This is a genomic window from Streptococcus mobilis (genome assembly GCF_059727625.1).
Genome location: NZ_AP041823.1, coordinates 620,708 through 636,866 on the forward strand (window position 1 = coordinate 620,708; position 16,159 = coordinate 636,866).

22 protein-coding genes are annotated in these 16,159 nt (G+C 42.5%); 20 read left to right on the forward strand and 2 right to left on the reverse strand.

The genetic code is table 11. The features are described from left to right. The first annotated feature begins 6 nt into the window (after window positions 1–6). From zapJ to greA, 6 genes are all read left to right on the forward strand, one after another. On the forward strand, window positions 7–657 hold the full coding sequence (gene zapJ, locus AC6IZR_RS02920; RefSeq protein WP_003017389.1) for a divisome accessory protein ZapJ: 651 nt from the start codon (window positions 7–9) through the stop codon (window positions 655–657). A 9-nt stretch (window positions 658–666) separates the two neighbouring features. Then, window positions 667–2,001, forward strand: coding sequence for a UDP-N-acetylmuramate--L-alanine ligase (murC, locus tag AC6IZR_RS02925; RefSeq protein WP_003008389.1), 1,335 nt, complete (start codon window positions 667–669; stop codon window positions 1,999–2,001). A gap of 81 nt (window positions 2,002–2,082) precedes the next feature. Next, window positions 2,083–2,499, forward strand: a complete 417-nt coding sequence (locus AC6IZR_RS02930) for a GNAT family N-acetyltransferase (RefSeq protein ID WP_302692439.1) — start codon at window positions 2,083–2,085, stop codon at window positions 2,497–2,499. 12 nt (window positions 2,500–2,511) lie between these two features. Next, entirely contained in the window at window positions 2,512–3,021 is a 510-nt protein-coding gene (locus AC6IZR_RS02935) for a GNAT family N-acetyltransferase (RefSeq protein ID WP_497848935.1), read from the forward strand. A gap of 59 nt (window positions 3,022–3,080) precedes the next feature. After that, the gene (mltG, locus tag AC6IZR_RS02940; RefSeq protein ID WP_457853204.1) at window positions 3,081–4,610 is read left to right on the forward strand and encodes an endolytic transglycosylase MltG; all 1,530 of its coding nucleotides are present in this window, start codon (window positions 3,081–3,083) and stop codon (window positions 4,608–4,610) included. 57 nt (window positions 4,611–4,667) lie between these two features. Further along, window positions 4,668–5,150, forward strand: a complete 483-nt coding sequence (greA, locus tag AC6IZR_RS02945) for a transcription elongation factor GreA (RefSeq protein WP_013904027.1) — start codon at window positions 4,668–4,670, stop codon at window positions 5,148–5,150. 154 nt (window positions 5,151–5,304) lie between these two features. Here greA and yidC read toward each other — a convergent pair whose 3' ends face one another. Both yidC and AC6IZR_RS02955 read right to left on the reverse strand, forming a co-directional pair. Then, window positions 5,305–6,222, reverse strand: coding sequence for a membrane protein insertase YidC (gene yidC / locus AC6IZR_RS02950; RefSeq protein ID WP_003008377.1), 918 nt, complete (start codon window positions 6,220–6,222; stop codon window positions 5,305–5,307). A 77-nt stretch (window positions 6,223–6,299) separates the two neighbouring features. Continuing rightward, on the reverse strand, window positions 6,300–6,578 hold the full coding sequence (locus tag AC6IZR_RS02955; protein ID WP_497848760.1) for an acylphosphatase: 279 nt from the start codon (window positions 6,576–6,578) through the stop codon (window positions 6,300–6,302). 73 nt (window positions 6,579–6,651) lie between these two features. Here AC6IZR_RS02955 and AC6IZR_RS02960 point away from each other — a divergent pair, with 73 nt between their 5' ends. The 14 genes from AC6IZR_RS02960 (at window position 6,652) to yidD (ending at window position 16,095) form a co-directional block, all read left to right on the forward strand. Next, entirely contained in the window at window positions 6,652–7,398 is a 747-nt protein-coding gene (locus tag AC6IZR_RS02960; RefSeq protein WP_497848761.1) for a TrmH family RNA methyltransferase, read from the forward strand. Window positions 7,399–7,480: 82 nt separating this feature from the next. After that, entirely contained in the window at window positions 7,481–7,972 is a 492-nt protein-coding gene (locus AC6IZR_RS02965) for an HDIG domain-containing metalloprotein (protein ID WP_009731511.1), read from the forward strand. Between the two features lie 28 nt (window positions 7,973–8,000). Then, window positions 8,001–8,687 (forward strand): Bax inhibitor-1/YccA family protein, encoded by a 687-nt coding sequence (locus AC6IZR_RS02970; RefSeq protein ID WP_003008369.1) that lies wholly within the window; start codon window positions 8,001–8,003, stop codon window positions 8,685–8,687. A 95-nt stretch (window positions 8,688–8,782) separates the two neighbouring features. Beyond that, window positions 8,783–10,033: a diaminopimelate decarboxylase gene (locus AC6IZR_RS02975; RefSeq protein ID WP_497848762.1), complete on the forward strand. Its 1,251-nt coding sequence runs from the start codon at window positions 8,783–8,785 to the stop codon at window positions 10,031–10,033. 55 nt (window positions 10,034–10,088) lie between these two features. After that, on the forward strand, window positions 10,089–10,334 hold the full coding sequence (locus tag AC6IZR_RS02980; RefSeq protein ID WP_024055201.1) for a YneF family protein: 246 nt from the start codon (window positions 10,089–10,091) through the stop codon (window positions 10,332–10,334). A gap of 77 nt (window positions 10,335–10,411) precedes the next feature. Next, on the forward strand, window positions 10,412–11,206 hold the full coding sequence (racE, locus tag AC6IZR_RS02985; protein WP_003008361.1) for a glutamate racemase: 795 nt from the start codon (window positions 10,412–10,414) through the stop codon (window positions 11,204–11,206). After that, a complete protein-coding gene (locus AC6IZR_RS02990) occupies window positions 11,203–12,183 on the forward strand; it encodes a nucleoside-triphosphate diphosphatase (protein WP_009731509.1) in 981 nt (326 codons plus the stop codon). Before racE ends, AC6IZR_RS02990 begins: the two co-directional genes overlap by 4 nt. Continuing rightward, entirely contained in the window at window positions 12,156–12,677 is a 522-nt protein-coding gene (locus tag AC6IZR_RS02995) for a metallophosphoesterase (RefSeq protein ID WP_150906426.1), read from the forward strand. The genes AC6IZR_RS02990 and AC6IZR_RS02995 overlap by 28 nt, the downstream gene beginning before the upstream one ends. After that, window positions 12,674–13,135 carry a cyclic-di-AMP-binding protein CbpB gene (gene cbpB, locus AC6IZR_RS03000; RefSeq protein WP_003008353.1) on the forward strand — a complete coding sequence of 154 codons (462 nt, stop codon included), beginning with the start codon at window positions 12,674–12,676 and terminating at the stop codon, window positions 13,133–13,135. Before AC6IZR_RS02995 ends, cbpB begins: the two co-directional genes overlap by 4 nt. Then, window positions 13,132–13,863 carry a site-specific tyrosine recombinase XerD gene (gene xerD, locus AC6IZR_RS03005; RefSeq protein ID WP_003005319.1) on the forward strand — a complete coding sequence of 244 codons (732 nt, stop codon included), beginning with the start codon at window positions 13,132–13,134 and terminating at the stop codon, window positions 13,861–13,863. The genes cbpB and xerD overlap by 4 nt, the downstream gene beginning before the upstream one ends. Next, window positions 13,863–14,582 (forward strand): segregation/condensation protein A, encoded by a 720-nt coding sequence (locus AC6IZR_RS03010; RefSeq protein ID WP_024055478.1) that lies wholly within the window; start codon window positions 13,863–13,865, stop codon window positions 14,580–14,582. The genes xerD and AC6IZR_RS03010 overlap by 1 nt, the downstream gene beginning before the upstream one ends. Continuing rightward, a complete protein-coding gene (scpB, locus tag AC6IZR_RS03015; RefSeq protein ID WP_497848763.1) occupies window positions 14,566–15,135 on the forward strand; it encodes an SMC-Scp complex subunit ScpB in 570 nt (189 codons plus the stop codon). The genes AC6IZR_RS03010 and scpB overlap by 17 nt, the downstream gene beginning before the upstream one ends. Beyond that, on the forward strand, window positions 15,125–15,856 hold the full coding sequence (locus tag AC6IZR_RS03020) for a pseudouridine synthase (protein WP_013904014.1): 732 nt from the start codon (window positions 15,125–15,127) through the stop codon (window positions 15,854–15,856). Before scpB ends, AC6IZR_RS03020 begins: the two co-directional genes overlap by 11 nt. After that, window positions 15,853–16,095, forward strand: coding sequence for a membrane protein insertion efficiency factor YidD (gene yidD, locus AC6IZR_RS03025; protein ID WP_013904013.1), 243 nt, complete (start codon window positions 15,853–15,855; stop codon window positions 16,093–16,095). The genes AC6IZR_RS03020 and yidD overlap by 4 nt, the downstream gene beginning before the upstream one ends. Window positions 16,096–16,159: the final 64 nt, after the last annotated feature.

Here is a 16,159-nt window from a genome sequence, read left to right on the forward strand (position 1 = left end):
GAAAGCATGACAGAAAAATATTTTCCTCAAGTAGGGGATAATGAGTTGATGTTAACAGAGATGCCCCACATGAACCTGTATGATGAAACAGACTTGATTAGTAACATTACAGGCGACTATGTGGATAAAAATTATTTGGAATGGCAACCGATTGCTGAAAATACCAAACCTAAGCATCCTTACCACCAACCACTAGAAGAGCCCCTACCGAAAAGACGGCCAGTAAGAAAACCTGATTTTAAAGAGCCGATTGATAAAAAAAGCCCAGCCAATCGTTATGCAGAGGAAGCGAGAGAGCGCGCTCGTGAAGATCTGAAAAAGAAACGCACAGCCCCCTATCTGACAACGGATCCAGCAGCTACTACAAGTAAACGGAAAAAACCATTTATTTCTGAACGAAAACCTGGTCAGCCAACGGCTCCCTTCCAAAAGGAAAATCCGGGTGAATTATTGAAATATAGCAAACGATTACGACAAGATCAGTTGATCCTTGCAGAGTTCGAATCTGCAGGAGAACCAGAAGTGGCAGAACCGACTGAAAAGAAAAACAATTATGATTTCTTAAAGACTAGCCAAATATACAATAAAGATCAGCACAAGTTGAAACCACAGCCAATCAAACAAGAATTGGATTTAACCCATCTAGATCAAGAATAAGGAGAAAACATGTCTAATACATACCATTTTATTGGAATTAAAGGAGCAGGGATGAGTGCTTTAGCCCTCATGCTTCACCAAATGGGACATACGGTTCAAGGGTCAGATGTTGAGAAGTATTACTTTACGCAACGTGGCTTGGAACAAGCAGGAATTCAAATTTATCCATTTGATGTGAAAAATTTGGAAGGCGACAAGATCCTCATTGCCGGGAATGCTTTCCGTCCAGATAACAATGTGGAAATTGCTTATGCAGATGAGCATGGCCTAACTTATAAACGCTACCATGAATTCCTTGGTGAATTTATGCGTGACTTCGTCAGCATGGGGGTTGCCGGAGCACACGGAAAAACCTCGACAACAGGGATGCTTTCTCACGTCTTATCAAATATCACTGACACCAGTTATTTGATTGGTGACGGGACAGGTCGTGGCTCTGCAGCAGCCAAATACTTTGTCTTTGAATCAGATGAGTATGAACGCCACTTTATGCCTTACCATCCTGAATACAGCATCATCACCAATATTGACTTTGACCATCCAGACTATTTCACGAGCTTGGAAGATGTCTTTAATGCCTTTAACGATTATGCCAAACAAATCAGCAAAGGCCTCTTCATCTACGGAGAAGACAAAGAATTGCGTCGGATTACCTCATCAGCACCAATTTATTACTATGGTTTTGATAAGGAGACGAACGATTTTGTGGCAAGCAACTTGCTTCGTTCAACGACTGGTTCAACCTTCAACGTTCATTTCCGTGGAGAAGATTTGGGGCAATTCCATATCCCAACTTTTGGTCGCCACAATATCATGAATGCTACAGCAGTCATTGGTTTGCTTTACATTGCAGGATTTGATTTAGATTTAGTCCGCGAGCAATTGAAGACCTTTGCTGGCGTGAAACGTCGCTTTACTGAAAAAGTAGTCAATGGAACAGTGATCATCGATGACTTTGCGCACCATCCAACGGAAATTATTGCAACCTTGGATGCTGCCCGTCAAAAATACCCAAGTAAAGAGATTGTGGCTATTTTCCAACCACATACCTTTACACGGACCATTGCCTTGTTGGATGAATTTGCTGAAGCCTTGAATCAAGCAGATGCTGTTTACTTGGCACAGATCTATGGTTCTGCACGGGAAGTCGATCACGGCGATGTGAAAGTTGAAGATTTGGAAGCAAAAATTGTCAAACGTTCAGCGATTATTACAGCTGAGAATGTTTCTCCTCTTCTTGACCATGAAAATGCGGTCTATGTCTTTATGGGAGCAGGAGATATTCAAACCTATGAATACTCATTTGAGCGTTTATTATCTAGTTTGACACATAGTGTACAATAAGAGATGATTGAGTCTGGAATCGATTGGTTCCAGACTTAAATTTATCTGTCCACTGAAGGAGTATGAGATGAGGAAAGCAGGATGATGATTCGATCAATCACCCCAGCTGATCAAGAACAGTTGCTGTTGCTAGAAGAAGAACTTCATGACAATGAAGAAAAGAAGCACAAGGCCACTCTTGAGGAAGCGCTAGGTTCGAAGGAAGCCATTTCTTTGCTTGCAGAGCAGGCGGGGGATGCTGTGGCTTACTTGTTTGCGACAGAAGACCAGCCTTTAAAAGGAGACCTAATTGTATTGCGACTAGCAGTGAGACCAGCCTTTCAAGGTCAAGGCTATGGTTCTATTTTGATCGCTGCTTTAAAGGATCTAGCTGTTCAAAAGGAAAAGGAAGCCATTTGGATCGATTGCCCAGAAGACTTACTATCTTATTTTTCCCAGCAAGGATTTCGAGATGAAGCTGAGTCTGATCGAGGTGTCCATATGGTTTGGGAACGATAGAAGGAGTAAATGATGAAAGAAAAGATTCACATTAGACAGGCAGAGCTGCAGGATTTGGATGCCATCGAGCGCATTGAGCTTGAGAATTTCTCAGAAGAAGAAGCGATTGCGCGTGAGATTTTAAAAGATCACATCGAAAAGATTCAAACGACATTTCTTGTAGCAGAGTGCCAGGGTCAGATTTTAGGCTATTTAGAAGGACCTGTTAGACCGGAGCGCTATTTGATCGATTCCTCTTTTTCAAAGGTTGAAGATCTAAGCCATCTAGAACAGGGTTTTATTTCTATCACGAGTCTATCCATTGCCAAAGAAGCCCAAGGACTAGGGGTTGGAACCCTCTTGCTTGATGCGCTCAAAGAGATTGTGTTGAAAGATCATCGCCAAGGGATCAATTTGACCTGTCATGATTATTTGATTCCTTATTATGAAAAGCAAGGATTTACCAATGAAGGCCGGTCAGAATCCCAATATGCGGGTGAAGTTTGGTACAATCTGGTCTGGGAAAATGAAAAACTTGATTAAATAGGTATTTTAAAGAAGAAAGGCGATTTGTATTGCTTTTCTAAATCTTTTAAGATATAATATTAAGGATTATGATGAGGGAGGTCAATTATTTGACTGATAAATCACAAGACAGTGAGAAGTTATTAAGCTTCAAAGAGCAGATCCTCAGAGACTTAGAAGAGGCCAATGAGCAACTTCTAAAAATCGAAAAAGAGTATGATCTACCTGATCGAAGTATTGAAACCCCTTCTTCACTGAAAGAGGAGGAAGAAGCAACACTACCTCCAAAAGTAGAAGAATCTGCGTTGGCTCCCAAAGAAGAACCAGTGGAGCCGGTAAAGGCGACTCCTGCTGTGGAAGAAAAGAGTGAGCTTACAAAGCCTGCTAAAAAAGAACCAAGTCAGGAACCGGTAGAGGAAAGCTTATCGCGCTCTTCTCGTAACCAGCGCCAACAAAAACAAAAGAAACAAAATAAAATCGCTAAACGAATTGTGCGGACAGTAGTCAGCCTTTTGCTGATTGTGATCGTAGCTACAGGGATCTTTGCTGTGACCTATATCCATTCAGCTGTCAAGCCGATGGATAAAAATGCAACAGAATTCGTAACGGTTGAGATTCCAGCAGGTTCAAGTAATCGTGAGATTGGCGCGATCCTTGAGAAAAAAGGACTCGTGAAAAATGGTCAGTTCTTTAACTACTATACCAAGTTCAAGAACTATAGCAATTTCAAATCTGGTTATTTCAATTTGCAAAAGAGCATGGATCTAGAAACCATCATCCAAAAACTGCAAGAAGAGGGAACCAAAACTCCTCAGGCTCCAGTTCTTGGAAAGGTCACGATTCCAGAAGGTTATACGATCGATCAGATTGCGACGGCTATCACCACCAATGTCTCCACTAAGAAGGCAGGCAAGACTCCATTTAAGAAAGAAGATTTCTTGAAGGCTGTCCAAGACGATGCCTTTATTGAGAAGATGGTGGCCAAATATCCTAAGCTCTTGGCGAATCTGCCAAGTAAGGATTCTGGTGTTCGCTACCGTTTAGAAGGTTATCTCTTCCCAGCAACTTATAACTATGGGAAAGATACCACAGTGAAAGAGATGATCGATCAGATGCTTGCGGCAATGGATCAAAACTTAAGCCCATACTATGAAACACTTGAGAGCAAGAACATCAATGTAAACGAAGTATTGACTCTTGCTTCCTTGGTTGAAAAAGAAGGGGCGACGGATCAGGACCGCAAAGATATCGCGAGTGTCTTCTATAACCGCTTGAACCAAGACATGCCTTTGCAAAGTAATATTGCAATTCTTTATGCAGAAGGGAAACTTGGTCAAAAGACGACCTTAAAAGAAGATGCAACGATCAATACAGAGCTGGATTCACCTTATAATATTTATAAGAATACCGGCTTGATGCCTGGCCCAGTGGATAACCCTGGAGTATCAGCGATCGAAGCGGCGGTGAACCCAAGTAAGACAGACTACTTGTATTTTGTCGCAAATGTCGAAAATGGTGAAGTCTTCTTCGCTAAGACATACGAAGAACACAATAAAAATGTAGAAGAACACGTCAATAGTAAATTGACACAAGCAAGTTCAAACTAGAAAAAGCATGTGGCGCGTCCACAGCTTTTTCATTCAAATAATAGAAAGAGAAGTATAATGGCAGAAAAAACATACCCAATGACCCTAGCAGAAAAAGAAAAATTAGAACTAGAATTAGAAGAATTGAAATTGGTCCGTCGACCTGAAGTCGTAGAACGGATCAAGATCGCTCGTTCATACGGTGACCTCTCAGAAAACTCTGAGTATGAAGCGGCAAAAGATGAACAAGCTTTTGTTGAAGGTCAAATCTCTAGCTTGGAAACAAAAATCCGTTATGCAGAAATCGTCGATAGTGACGCTGTTGCAGTAGACGAAGTAGCGATCGGAAAAACCGTTACAGTTCAAGAAGTTGGCGAAACAGATGAAGAAGTATACAGCATCGTTGGTTCAGCAGGGGCAGATGCCTTTGCAGGAAAGATTTCTAACGAAAGCCCAATCGGTCACGCTTTGATTGGTAAGAAGACAGGTGACGTTGTCACTGTTGAGACACCAGCTGGAAGCTACCAAGTGAAAATTTTGAACGTAGAAAAAACAGCGTAACTATAAAACGCAAGCCCTCCAAGAGGGCTTGTTTTTTTGTGCTCTTAATCTTTTTGTGAGAGTGAAAATTCTTTGCTGACTGAACGATATCAAAAAAAGCACTTGAACCTTGGGTTCAAGTGCTACTGTATACCGCTAGAATTAGTAGTTTGTACTACTTTCTATTGCGTTGTTTTCCTGCATTGCGGTTGTTTTTTGGTTTGTGTTGGATTTGTGTCGTTGCAGTAGGTGTGACATCTTTTTTCACGCGGTGACTAGTCGCTTTAGGAGGATTGTTTTTGTATTCCTCAGCGACTCGTTTGCGAAGATTTGGACGAATCAAGTAGTTGATGACAAATTGTTGGATAATTTGGATCACCCCACCGACTACCCAGTAAAGAGTCACTCCGGCTGAGGAGATCAATGAGAAGACACCGATCATAATCGGACTCATCAGTGATGCTTTGCGCATGCTTTCCTTTTGGGTTTCATCTTCAATTCCATGAAGAGAAAGCATACTTTGGATATAGTAAAGAACTGCTACGATCGCTGTCAAGAGCAAGCTTGGTTTGCCGAGAGCAATGCCAAGGAAGCTACTATCTGCTACCCCTTTGGTGTGCTGAGCTGCAAAGAAGAGAGCTGAGAAGAATGGCATTTGGATCAAGAGTGGCAAACACCCAACTCCACCAAACATGCTAACTCCATTTTCACGTTGAGCAGCCATTAATTCCTGTTGCGCCAATAGCTTTTCTTCTTGTGTGCTAGCGTTCTTCATGCGCTCTTGGATTGGCCCAAGGATAGGTTTTAAGTAGTTCATCTTTTCAGATTGGTAGGTTGCCTTCCATGATTGGTACAAACCAAGTGGCAAGATGATTAACCGTACGATCAAGGTGACGATAATAATCCCGATCCCAAAGCCTAAGCCAAGGTTGTTGGCAAAGAATTTGATGGCTTCGCCCATTGGACGGCCAAGAAGATTCCAGATCAATCCAGTCGGATTTCCAGTTTTCCGATCGACACTCACGCATCCTGATAAGAAGACAAGCGAAGCTAGTCCCATCGATGCAAGTAATGCAAGTTTATTTTTTTTCACAAATAGTTCCTTCTTTTTTTTAATGTTACCTTTCTATTCTACTGTTTTTTTTGAAAATACACAATAGTTCTCTAGTCTTAATTTGCAATTTTGAAGTCTGTATAGTTTTCAAAGTTTGCGAGCGTAACATCTAAATAAGTCACATGCGCAAAAGGCGTAGGACCTTTGCGAATTTCTTGGATGAATTTGGCCATTTGATTGCTAGACTCTGCCTGAGCTAAAATACCAACCGACCCATCGTCATTATTCCAGACACGGCCAGTGATCCCACCAATCTCCAAGGCAAGACTGTAGACTCCCCAGCGAAAACCAACTCCTTGAACCCGTCCTTGGGCAATCATTTTTACCTTTTGCATGTTCATCCTCCTTGACTCGAAGAAATCTATCTGAGGTATGATTTCTTCTTTTTCTTTATGCTATAATAGGTCTATGAATATTATAACGTCTAAATCCAATAATGTAATCAAAAATGCTAAAAAATTACATCAAAAAAAATATCGGACAGATTCCTATCTCATTGAAGGTTGGCATCTCTTTGAAGAGGCAGTAGAAAATCAGGCGGAGATTCGTCAGGTCTTTGTTTTAGAAGCCAATTTAGACCGGGTAGAGAATATCCAAAACGTCACTGTCGTGACTTCGGAGATCTTGAGTCTCTTGGCTGATTCGAAGACCCCTCAAGGAATTGTCGCAGAGATTCTTCTAGAGCAACCCGTCCTTCCATATCCGTTACAAGGTCGTTACCTCTATTTGGAGGATGTCCAAGATCCAGGTAATGTGGGAACCATGATTCGAACAGCAGATGCAGCCGGCTTTGATGGTGTCATGCTTTCGAAAGCATCCGCAGATCTCTATAGTCTCAAGACTCTTCGATCCATGCAGGGCAGTCATTTCCATCTTCCTATCTGGAAACTGGACCGAGAAGAACTGTTTGAACGAGCTAGTCAATCCAATCTAGCGGTCCTCGCAACGACGCTATCAGAAGCTTCCATCGATTACCGTCAACTCCCTCAGATTGATCAATTGATTTTGGTAATGGGCAATGAAGGCAAGGGCATCAGTCCAGAAATGGCTACACGAGCCGACCAGCTGGTTCATATTACCATGCCGGGTCGGGCTGAGAGTTTGAATGTTGCAGTAGCTGCCGGAATTTTGATGTTTCATTTAAGGAATTTTTGAGAAAAAGCAGTATACTTAAGTTGAAAAAAGAAATTGGTGGAAATCATATTGGGAGAGCCTATCAAGAAAAGGTGGTGATCTGATGCAATATCATCGTGACAAAGAATACATGACCTATGTGGGACAGTTGATCCAGCACCCTAAGGTTCAAAAATTAGCTGACATCCCCCATCATATTCATTCCAATCGCTTGGAACATTCCATTCATGTTAGCTATACCAGTTATAAACTAGCTAAAAAATTTGGTTGGGATGCCAAAAGCACTGCTCGGGGTGGCCTTTTGCATGACCTCTTTTACTATGATTGGCGTGATACCAAGTTTACCAAGAGTCATGCTTGGATCCATCCACGCATTGCTGTGAGAAATGCGCGAAAGATTACAGACCTCAATGCCAAGGAAGAAGACATCATTGTTAAACACATGTGGGGAGCTACCCTTGCTCCGCCTCGCTACAAAGAATCCTTCGTGGTGACCATGGTGGATAAATACTGGGCTGTTAAGGAAGCTTCAGAACCTTGGCGTAAAAAGATGGCCAAAAGGAGATTTTTTCATCGAAAAATGTTAAAATCATAGTAAACAAATTTGAAAGGAACTTGTTTATATGTATAATGATTCAGTAATCCAAGAACAAAGTGGATTGAATGCTTTTTATAACAAAATCTATTCATTAGTAGGAATTGGTGTTGGGATTTCAGCCCTTGTGTCTGGCCTGATGATGACAGTCTTTCAAGATTTCTTCGTTCAAATCTTGACAACAGCACCAATGGTTTACTATGCAGCAGTTGTTGTAGAATTGATCTTGGTCTTTGTTGCCAGTGGGAAGGCTGTTAAAAATAGCCCGTCTGCTCTTCCGATCTTCTTGATCTACTCAGCTTTGAATGGCTTTACCTTGAGCTTTATCATTGCTCGCTACATGCAAGCGACGGTTTATAAGGCTTTCTTGGTCAGTGCCTTGATGTTTATTGTCATGGGTGCTATCGGACGCGTCGTGAAAAAAGACCTTTCTGGAATGGGACGTGCCTTGATGGGAGTCTTGATCGGTGTGATCATCGCTTCTGTTGTGAACATGTTCTTGAGAAGTTCTGGTATGGATTATATCTTGAGTATTATCTCTGTCTTCCTCTTTGCAGGATTGACAGCTTGGGATAACCAAAAAATCCGCTATGTCTATGATCAAACCAATGGTCAACCTGCGACAGGCTGGGCAGTGGCCATGGCTTTGGAACTGTATCTTGACTTTATCAACCTCTTTATCAGCCTTCTTCGTATCTTCGGAAGAAACGACTAATCAAAGAGAGATTGAGCTGGGGCAATAGCCTCGGCTTTTTTTGTCTTCCGACTTGTGCTATACTAATAGTGACTAAAGAATAGAAATGAGTACTTATGAAAACACCTTTTGTAACCCGTGAACAATTAGAAAGCCTGACCCAAAAATTTCCTACCCCTTTTCATCTCTATGATGAAGCGGGAATTCGTGAAACGGCTCGTGCCCTCCATCGAGCTTTTGCTTGGAATGAAGGATTTAAAGAATACTTTGCCATCAAGGCGACTCCGAACCCATCGATCCTAAAAATTTTGCAAGAAGAGGGCTGTGGAGTTGACACTGCCAGCTACGTGGAATTGTTGATGGCGGATAAACTGGGCTTTAGTGGAAAAGAGATCATGTTTTCTTCTAACAATACGCCAGCTGATGAATTTGTCTATGCTAGAGAATTAGGGGCAACGATCAATCTGGACGCCTATGAAGACATTGCTTTCTTGAAGTCTGTGACTAGCATCCCCAAGGTCATTTCTTGCCGCTATAATCCTGGTGGAGTTTTTGAACTGGGAACCGATATTATGGACAATCCGGAAGAAGCTAAGTTTGGCATGACCAAGGAGCAATTGGTCCAAGCCTTTATCGAGTTGAAAAAACTAGGTGTGGAAGAGTTTGGCATTCACGCTTTATTGGCTTCTAATACAGTATCCAACGACTACTATCCAGAGTTGGCGCGTCAACTTTTTGAATTGGCAGTGGAAGTCGTCGAGAAAACAGGTGTTCACTTGGGCTTCATCAATCTTTCTGGTGGGGTTGGGGTCAATTACAAGCCAGAACAAGAACCAAATGATATTGCCATTATTGGGGAGGGCGTACATCGCGTCTTTGATGCGATTCTCAAACCGGCAGGACTTGGTCATGTGAAAATCTATACCGAGCTTGGTCGCTTTATGCTGGCTTCACACGGTCTTTTGGTGACCAGAGTGACGCATAAAAAGAAAACTTACCGGACTTATGTCGGGGTTGATGCTTCAGCTGTGAACCTTCTTAGACCGGCTATGTACGGTGCTTATCACCATATCACCAATATGGATCGTCCAGAGGAACCGACTGAAGTGGTCGATGTCGTGGGAAGTCTCTGTGAAAATAACGATAAATTTGCCAAACAACGAGAACTACCCGTGACGGAGATTGGAGATTTACTTGTGATCCATGACACGGGAGCCCATGGATTTTCAATGGGGTATCAGTACAATGCTAAGTTGCGTTCGGCAGAAGTTTTGCTTCAAGAAGATGGGCAGGCCCGTTTGATTCGTCGAGCAGAAAAACCAGAAGATTATCTTGCGACACTCTACGGCTTTGACATTGAAAAATAAGCGATTGTCTGATATAATGATAGTTATGTAAAAATAATGGATCGGAGAAAATTTTATGAATCTCTTTTTAGGAATTTTGTTGATTATTTTAGCTTTCTTTGGTGGGATGGTTGCAGGAATGTTCTTGCTTCGTCGTCAGTTTGAAAAAGAATTTGCATCGAACCCACGTTTGAATGTTGAAGCAGTCCGTACGCTTTTAGGTGCCAGCGGCCAACGTCCAAGCGAAGCAAAAGTTCAACAAGTCTATCGCCAAATTGTGAACCAACAAAAATCAGCAATGGTGAAAAACAAGAAAAAATAAGAGTGGGGCAATCTCACGATAATAAATGAGAGGGGCTTGGAGGAATTTCTTAGTCCCTCCTTTTGGAAGGAAGAGATATGGATAACCGACCGATTGGTTTTTTAGATTCTGGAGTAGGGGGCCTAACTGTTGTCCGCGAATTGCTCCGTCAGCTTCCTCACGAAGATGTCGTCTATATTGGAGATTCAGCGCGTGCACCTTATGGTCCTAGACCAGCAGATCAAATTCGCGAGTATACTTGGCAGATGGTGAACTTCCTTCTGACCAAAAATGTCAAGATGATTGTCTTAGCCTGTAATACAGCGACGGCAGTGGTTTGGGAAGAAGTCAAGGAGAAACTTGATATTCCCGTTTTGGGAGTGATATTGCCCGGAGCTTCTGCAGCCATTAAATCGACGACCCATCAAAAAATTGGGGTCATTGGGACACCGATGACGGTTTCTTCTGGAATTTATAAAGAGAAGATTCAAAGTCTGGCACCAGACATGGAAGTCAGCAGTTTAGCTTGTCCCAAGTTTGTTCCTTTAGTAGAATCAAACGAGTTGGCATCCAGTGTGACCAAAAAGGTGGTTTACGAAACCCTAAAACCACTAGTTGGAAAGGTTGATACCTTGGTCTTGGGATGCACCCATTATCCCCTTTTAAAACCGATCATTCAAAATGTGATGGGACCGGATGTCAAATTGATTGATAGTGGGGCAGAGTGTGTTCGGGATATTTCCGTCTTATTAAACTATTTTGAGCTCAATAAGAGTCGCGAACTCTTAGAGCAGACCCACCGCTTTTATACCACTGCAAATGCCAATAGCTTTGCAGCGATTGCCGAAAAATGGCTAGAACGTTCAGTGAATGTGGAGCATGTAAATTTATGAGTGACAAACTATTTGAATACAAAGATCCCCAAGATTGGTATATTGCCCAATGGGGAGAAGATGCAGACTACAACCAATTTAGTCAAGTGCCTGCGGAAGCTTCCACTCTGTTAGATCAGCTGGAACTTCTCTTTGCCAAGGATCCTGAAGGATTCCCTCTCAATCTATCGGTGATGCGCTATGGTTCAGCCTTTCGTTTTCTGACCTTTTTGACCGAAATCTTGAATGAAGTCAAGGGAAGAGCTTTTGAAATCGTACAGCGTCAAGGAGCCTTGCTCTTGGTTGAAAAAGGGAAATTGCTTTACTTGCATTTGCCAAGTGATGGGGTGGATGTGGAAGCCTTCTTGGGTCAAGACAAGGTCAAAGATACGATTCTTATTGCGACTCGAAATGAGGGAAAAACCAAAGAATTCCGTAATATGTTTGAAAAGCTGGGCTTTGAAGTGGAAAATCTCAATCAATACCCAGAGCTTCCAGAAGTCGAAGAAACAGGGATGACCTTTGAAGAGAATGCCCGCCTAAAAGCTGAAACCATTGCAGAGCTAACTGGGAAAACAGTCTTAGCGGATGATTCAGGTTTGAAGGTGGATATCTTGGGAGGCTTACCAGGAGTTTGGTCAGCTCGCTTTGCGGGAGTTGGTGCGACAGATGCGGAAAACAATGCGAAATTGTTGCACGAATTGGCCATGGTTTTTGACTTGAAAGATCGTTCAGCTCAGTTCCATACGACCTTGGTGGTTGCAAGACCAGGCAAGGAAAGCCTAGTGGTGGAAGCAGATTGGCCAGGGTATATTAATTTTGAGCCCAAAGGGGAACACGGCTTTGGCTATGACCCTCTCTTCTTAGTTGGGGAAACGGGCCGTGCTGCTGCTGAATTAACGCTTGAAGAAAAAAATACACAATCACATCGTGCTTTAGCTGTTAAAAAGTTATTGGAGGTATTTCCATCATGGCAAAGCAAACAATCATCGTTATGAGTGACTCGCATGGAGACCGCTCCATTGTTGAAGCTATTAAAGAAAAATACCTGGGCAAGGTCGATGGGATCTTTCACAATGGGGATTCTGAGCTAAAAAGTGACGATCCTGTCTGGGAAGGGATCCACGTTGTCCAAGGAAATATGGATTTTTATGATGGCTATCCGGAACGCTTGGTGACCCAACTAGGTCCAACACGGATCATCCAGACCCATGGGCATCTCTTCCAGATCAATTTTAGTTTTCAAAAATTGGATCTGTGGGCCCAAGAGGAGGAAGCAGATATCTGTCTTTACGGCCACCTTCATATCCCAGATGCTTGGAAGGAAGGAAGAACCCTCTTTGTGAATCCTGGATCTGTTAGCCAACCTCGTGGTCTGATTCGCGAGTGTTTGTATGCCAAGATAGAGATTACCGATTCGAACTTCAAGGTAGAGTATTATACGCGAGATCATGGATTGTACCCTGAATTGACAAAGGAGTTTAGTAGATGATAGCAAAGGAATTTGAACGTTTCTTGCTGGCGCAGGAAGAGACGTTCTTAACTCCTGCCAAAAATTTAGCGGTCTTGATTGATACCCACAATGTAGACCATGCGGTCTTGCTATTGAGCCAGATTAGCTATAGTCGCATCCCAGTAGTAACGGATGAACGCAAGTTTGTGGGGACGATCTCCCTAACGGATATTCTATCTTATCAATTGAAACACGAGATTCCTGAGGAGACTTTTGCTTCGATGGATATCGTAGACGTTGCAAAGAAGGAGGTCGGGGTCATCGGCTTAGACTTCAATTTGACAGAAGTCCTTCACAAGTTAGTGGATGACTCCTTCTTATCAGTGGTGGATGAAGAAGGGTATTTCCAAGGGATTATTACGCGGAAATCGATCCTCAAAGCCATCAATTCGCTCATGCATAATTTTTCAAATGAATACGAGATGATTCCAAAATGAAAGAATTTATTGCAAGTTTTATTGATCAAAAAGAACTAAGTGAAAATTCTCAGTCAGCCTATTTCTATGATTTGGACCAATTTATTGAATCAATTCATGGAAAAGTGACGCCGACGAATTTGAGAATTTACCAAGCTTCGATAAAAGATTTTAAACCGGCGGTTCAAAAACGAAAATTATCCGCTGTTAACCAATTTTTATATTATTTGTATCAAGAACGCTTTATTTCTGAATACCATCGTTTGGTCTTGCCTAAAATTCAACCGGCCAAGACCCATGATCGTGAATTGTTGGATCTGACCCATTTTTGGGAAGAATCAACCAATCCACAGGGACGATTGATGGCCTTATTGATTCTGGAGATGGGCTTATTGCCAAGTGAGATCCTCCAAGTCAAGGTCGAAGATATTCAGCTGGACTTTCATGTCATTCGAGTGGGCAAAGATGGCCAAAAACGGGTTTTAAAAGTTCCAGAGCCTTTACTGGATGAGTTGCAACTCTTCCTGGATGGTGTCTATCTCTTTGATAATAAAGGAAAATCATACTCTCGTCAGTGGGGATTCCGACAATTAGAAGCCTTCTTGATCGAAAAAGGCAACCAAGACCTTTCGGCACAATCGATTCGTGAGCAGTATATTTTGAAACAACGGGAACTCGGTGTGGATCTCTTTAGTATTGCGCGTGAATTGGGCCTAAAAACCATGGTGACATTAGAAAAATATAAATAATGGATATTAAAATTAAAGATTTTGAAGGGCCTTTGGACCTCTTGCTCCACTTGGTCTCTAAATACCAGATGGATATCTATGAGGTCCCCTTGATTGAGGTGATCGAACAGTACCTGGCTTATCTAGCGACTCTCCAAGCTATGAAACTAGAGGTAGCTGGGGAATACATGCTGATGGCTAGTCAATTAACCCTGATCAAGAGTCGTAGACTTCTTCCTAAGGTCGCAGAGGAGATGGATGAAGCAGAGGATCTAGAGCAGGACCTCCTTTCTCAATTGGAAGAGTACCGTACTTACAAGCAATTAGGAGAGTTGATGGCCTCGCAGCACGAGGAGCGCGCCCTCTATTATTCGAAACCAAAGATGGAATTGGTCTATGACGATACCGAATTACTTCATGATCGCACCACGGTGGATCTCTTCTTGGCTTTCTCAAAACTATTGACCAAGAAAAAAGAAGAATTCCGCCAGAACCATACAACCATTGTAAAGGATGAATACAAGATTGAGGATCTGATGGACCAGCTGCGTCACCGATTCCACGATCGCTCACAAGTTCTCTTGCAGGACTTGTTTCTAGAAGCAGCGGATCTCCAAGAGGTCATTACCTTATTTCTTGCAACCCTTGAATTAATCAAGATTCAAGAGGTCACGGTGGTACAGGATAGGGCTTTTGGAGAAATTTACTTAAATAGGATTGAACATGAGCAAATTAGCTGAAATTGAAGCACTCTTATTTGTAGCGGGTGAAGAAGGAATTACTGCCAGACAAATCGCAGACCTTCTCTCTTTACCTCCGACAGGTGTGGTGCAAAGTTTAGAAAAATTAAGCCAAAAATACCAGGAGGATACAGATACCAGTCTCTGTTTGATGGAGACAGCTTCCCGTTATAAATTGGTGACAAAGGCAGACTACGCTTCGGTTTTACGAGACTATTCTAGAACGCCCATGAACCAAAGTTTGTCTCGGGCTGCCCTCGAAACCTTATCAATTATTGCTTATAAGCAACCGATCACCCGTGTGGAGGTCGATGATATCCGGGGTGTCAATTCCAGCGGTGCCATTACCAAACTACTGTCATTTGATCTGATCCGAGAGGATGGGAAAAAAGAAGTCCTCGGGCGTCCCAATTTGTATGTCACGACGGAGTATTTTTTGGATTATATGGGGATCAATCATTTGGAGGAATTACCAAAGGTTGAGGAAGTGGACGTCGATCCAGAGGAAGGTCAATTATTTTCAGAGAGAACAGAGGAACTAGATGAGAATTAACAAATACATTGCCCATGCAGGCGTGGCTAGTCGTCGCAAGGCCGAAGAACTGATCAAGCAAGGCTTGGTTACAGTAAATGGCCAAGTTGTGCGTGAATTAGCGACCATTATTAAGACCGGTGATCAGGTTGAAGTAGAAGGCACTCCAATCTATAACGAAGAAAAGGTCTACTATCTTTTAAATAAGCCACGTGGCGTCATCTCTAGTGTGTCTGATGATAAAGGGCGGACAACAGTCGTTGACCTTTTATCTCAAGTGCCAGAGCGCATCTATCCAGTAGGACGTTTGGACTGGGATACATCTGGTGTCTTGATTTTGACCAATGATGGTGATTTTACAGATGAGATGATTCACCCACGTAATGAGATTGATAAGGTCTATGTGGCGCGTGTCAAAGGGATTGCCAATAAGGAAAACTTGCGTCCCTTAACACGAGGGGTGACCATTGATGGCAAGAAAACCAAGCCAGCGACTTACGAGATCTTAAAAGTGGATGTTGAAAAGAACCGTTCAGTGGTTCAGTTGACCATTCATGAAGGGCGCAACCACCAGGTTAAAAAGATGTTTGAAGCTGTAGGACTTTTAGTGGACAAACTCTCCCGAACCCAGTTTGGAAACCTAGATGTCTCAGGACTTCGTCCGGGTGAATACCGTCGCTTGAACAAAAAAGAAATTAGCCAGTTGCACAATCTAGCAGTGACTAAATCTAAAAAATCATGAAAAAAATCCTGATTGCTATGGTCAGAGGCTATCAAAAATGGATCTCTCCCATATTTCCGCCTTCTTGTCGCTTTCAACCGACCTGTTCCAATTATATGATCCAAGCGATTGAACGCTTTGGTGTGAAAGGTGTCTTGATGGGGGTTGCGAGAATCTTGCGATGCCATCCTGGTACCCAAGCGGGACCAGACCCTCTGCCAGACCACTTTAGTCTGAGACGAAATGAAGAATCAAAGTAGGACGATCACAAATAAACAGAAATGAGAGTGGGACAGAAATCGGTAATTCGTTAGAATTCGATTT

Bases quoted from the DNA above. Each gene is read 5' to 3' on its own strand.
- AC6IZR_RS02995 (WP_150906426.1), top strand. From the start codon at position 12,156: ATGGCAAAGCAAACAATCATCGTTATGAGTGACTCGCATGGAGACCGC.
- AC6IZR_RS02955 (WP_497848760.1), bottom strand. From the start codon at position 6,578: ATGCAAAAGGTAAAAATGATTGCCCAAGGACGGGTTCAAGGAGTTGGT.
- yidD (WP_013904013.1), top strand. From the start codon at position 15,853: ATGAAAAAAATCCTGATTGCTATGGTCAGAGGCTATCAAAAATGGATC.
- AC6IZR_RS02965 (WP_009731511.1), top strand. From the start codon at position 7,481: ATGCAATATCATCGTGACAAAGAATACATGACCTATGTGGGACAGTTG.
- AC6IZR_RS02960 (WP_497848761.1), top strand. From the start codon at position 6,652: ATGAATATTATAACGTCTAAATCCAATAATGTAATCAAAAATGCTAAA.
- AC6IZR_RS02975 (WP_497848762.1), top strand. From the start codon at position 8,783: ATGAAAACACCTTTTGTAACCCGTGAACAATTAGAAAGCCTGACCCAA.
- AC6IZR_RS02930 (WP_302692439.1), top strand. From the start codon at position 2,083: ATGATGATTCGATCAATCACCCCAGCTGATCAAGAACAGTTGCTGTTG.
- AC6IZR_RS02970 (WP_003008369.1), top strand. From the start codon at position 8,001: ATGTATAATGATTCAGTAATCCAAGAACAAAGTGGATTGAATGCTTTT.
- greA (WP_013904027.1), top strand. From the start codon at position 4,668: ATGGCAGAAAAAACATACCCAATGACCCTAGCAGAAAAAGAAAAATTA.
- racE (WP_003008361.1), top strand. From the start codon at position 10,412: ATGGATAACCGACCGATTGGTTTTTTAGATTCTGGAGTAGGGGGCCTA.
- cbpB (WP_003008353.1), top strand. From the start codon at position 12,674: ATGATAGCAAAGGAATTTGAACGTTTCTTGCTGGCGCAGGAAGAGACG.
- AC6IZR_RS02935 (WP_497848935.1), top strand. From the start codon at position 2,512: ATGAAAGAAAAGATTCACATTAGACAGGCAGAGCTGCAGGATTTGGAT.
- AC6IZR_RS02990 (WP_009731509.1), top strand. From the start codon at position 11,203: ATGAGTGACAAACTATTTGAATACAAAGATCCCCAAGATTGGTATATT.
- murC (WP_003008389.1), top strand. From the start codon at position 667: ATGTCTAATACATACCATTTTATTGGAATTAAAGGAGCAGGGATGAGT.
- zapJ (WP_003017389.1), top strand. From the start codon at position 7: ATGACAGAAAAATATTTTCCTCAAGTAGGGGATAATGAGTTGATGTTA.
- AC6IZR_RS03010 (WP_024055478.1), top strand. From the start codon at position 13,863: ATGGATATTAAAATTAAAGATTTTGAAGGGCCTTTGGACCTCTTGCTC.
- AC6IZR_RS03020 (WP_013904014.1), top strand. From the start codon at position 15,125: ATGAGAATTAACAAATACATTGCCCATGCAGGCGTGGCTAGTCGTCGC.
- scpB (WP_497848763.1), top strand. From the start codon at position 14,566: ATGAGCAAATTAGCTGAAATTGAAGCACTCTTATTTGTAGCGGGTGAA.
- AC6IZR_RS02980 (WP_024055201.1), top strand. From the start codon at position 10,089: ATGAATCTCTTTTTAGGAATTTTGTTGATTATTTTAGCTTTCTTTGGT.
- xerD (WP_003005319.1), top strand. From the start codon at position 13,132: ATGAAAGAATTTATTGCAAGTTTTATTGATCAAAAAGAACTAAGTGAA.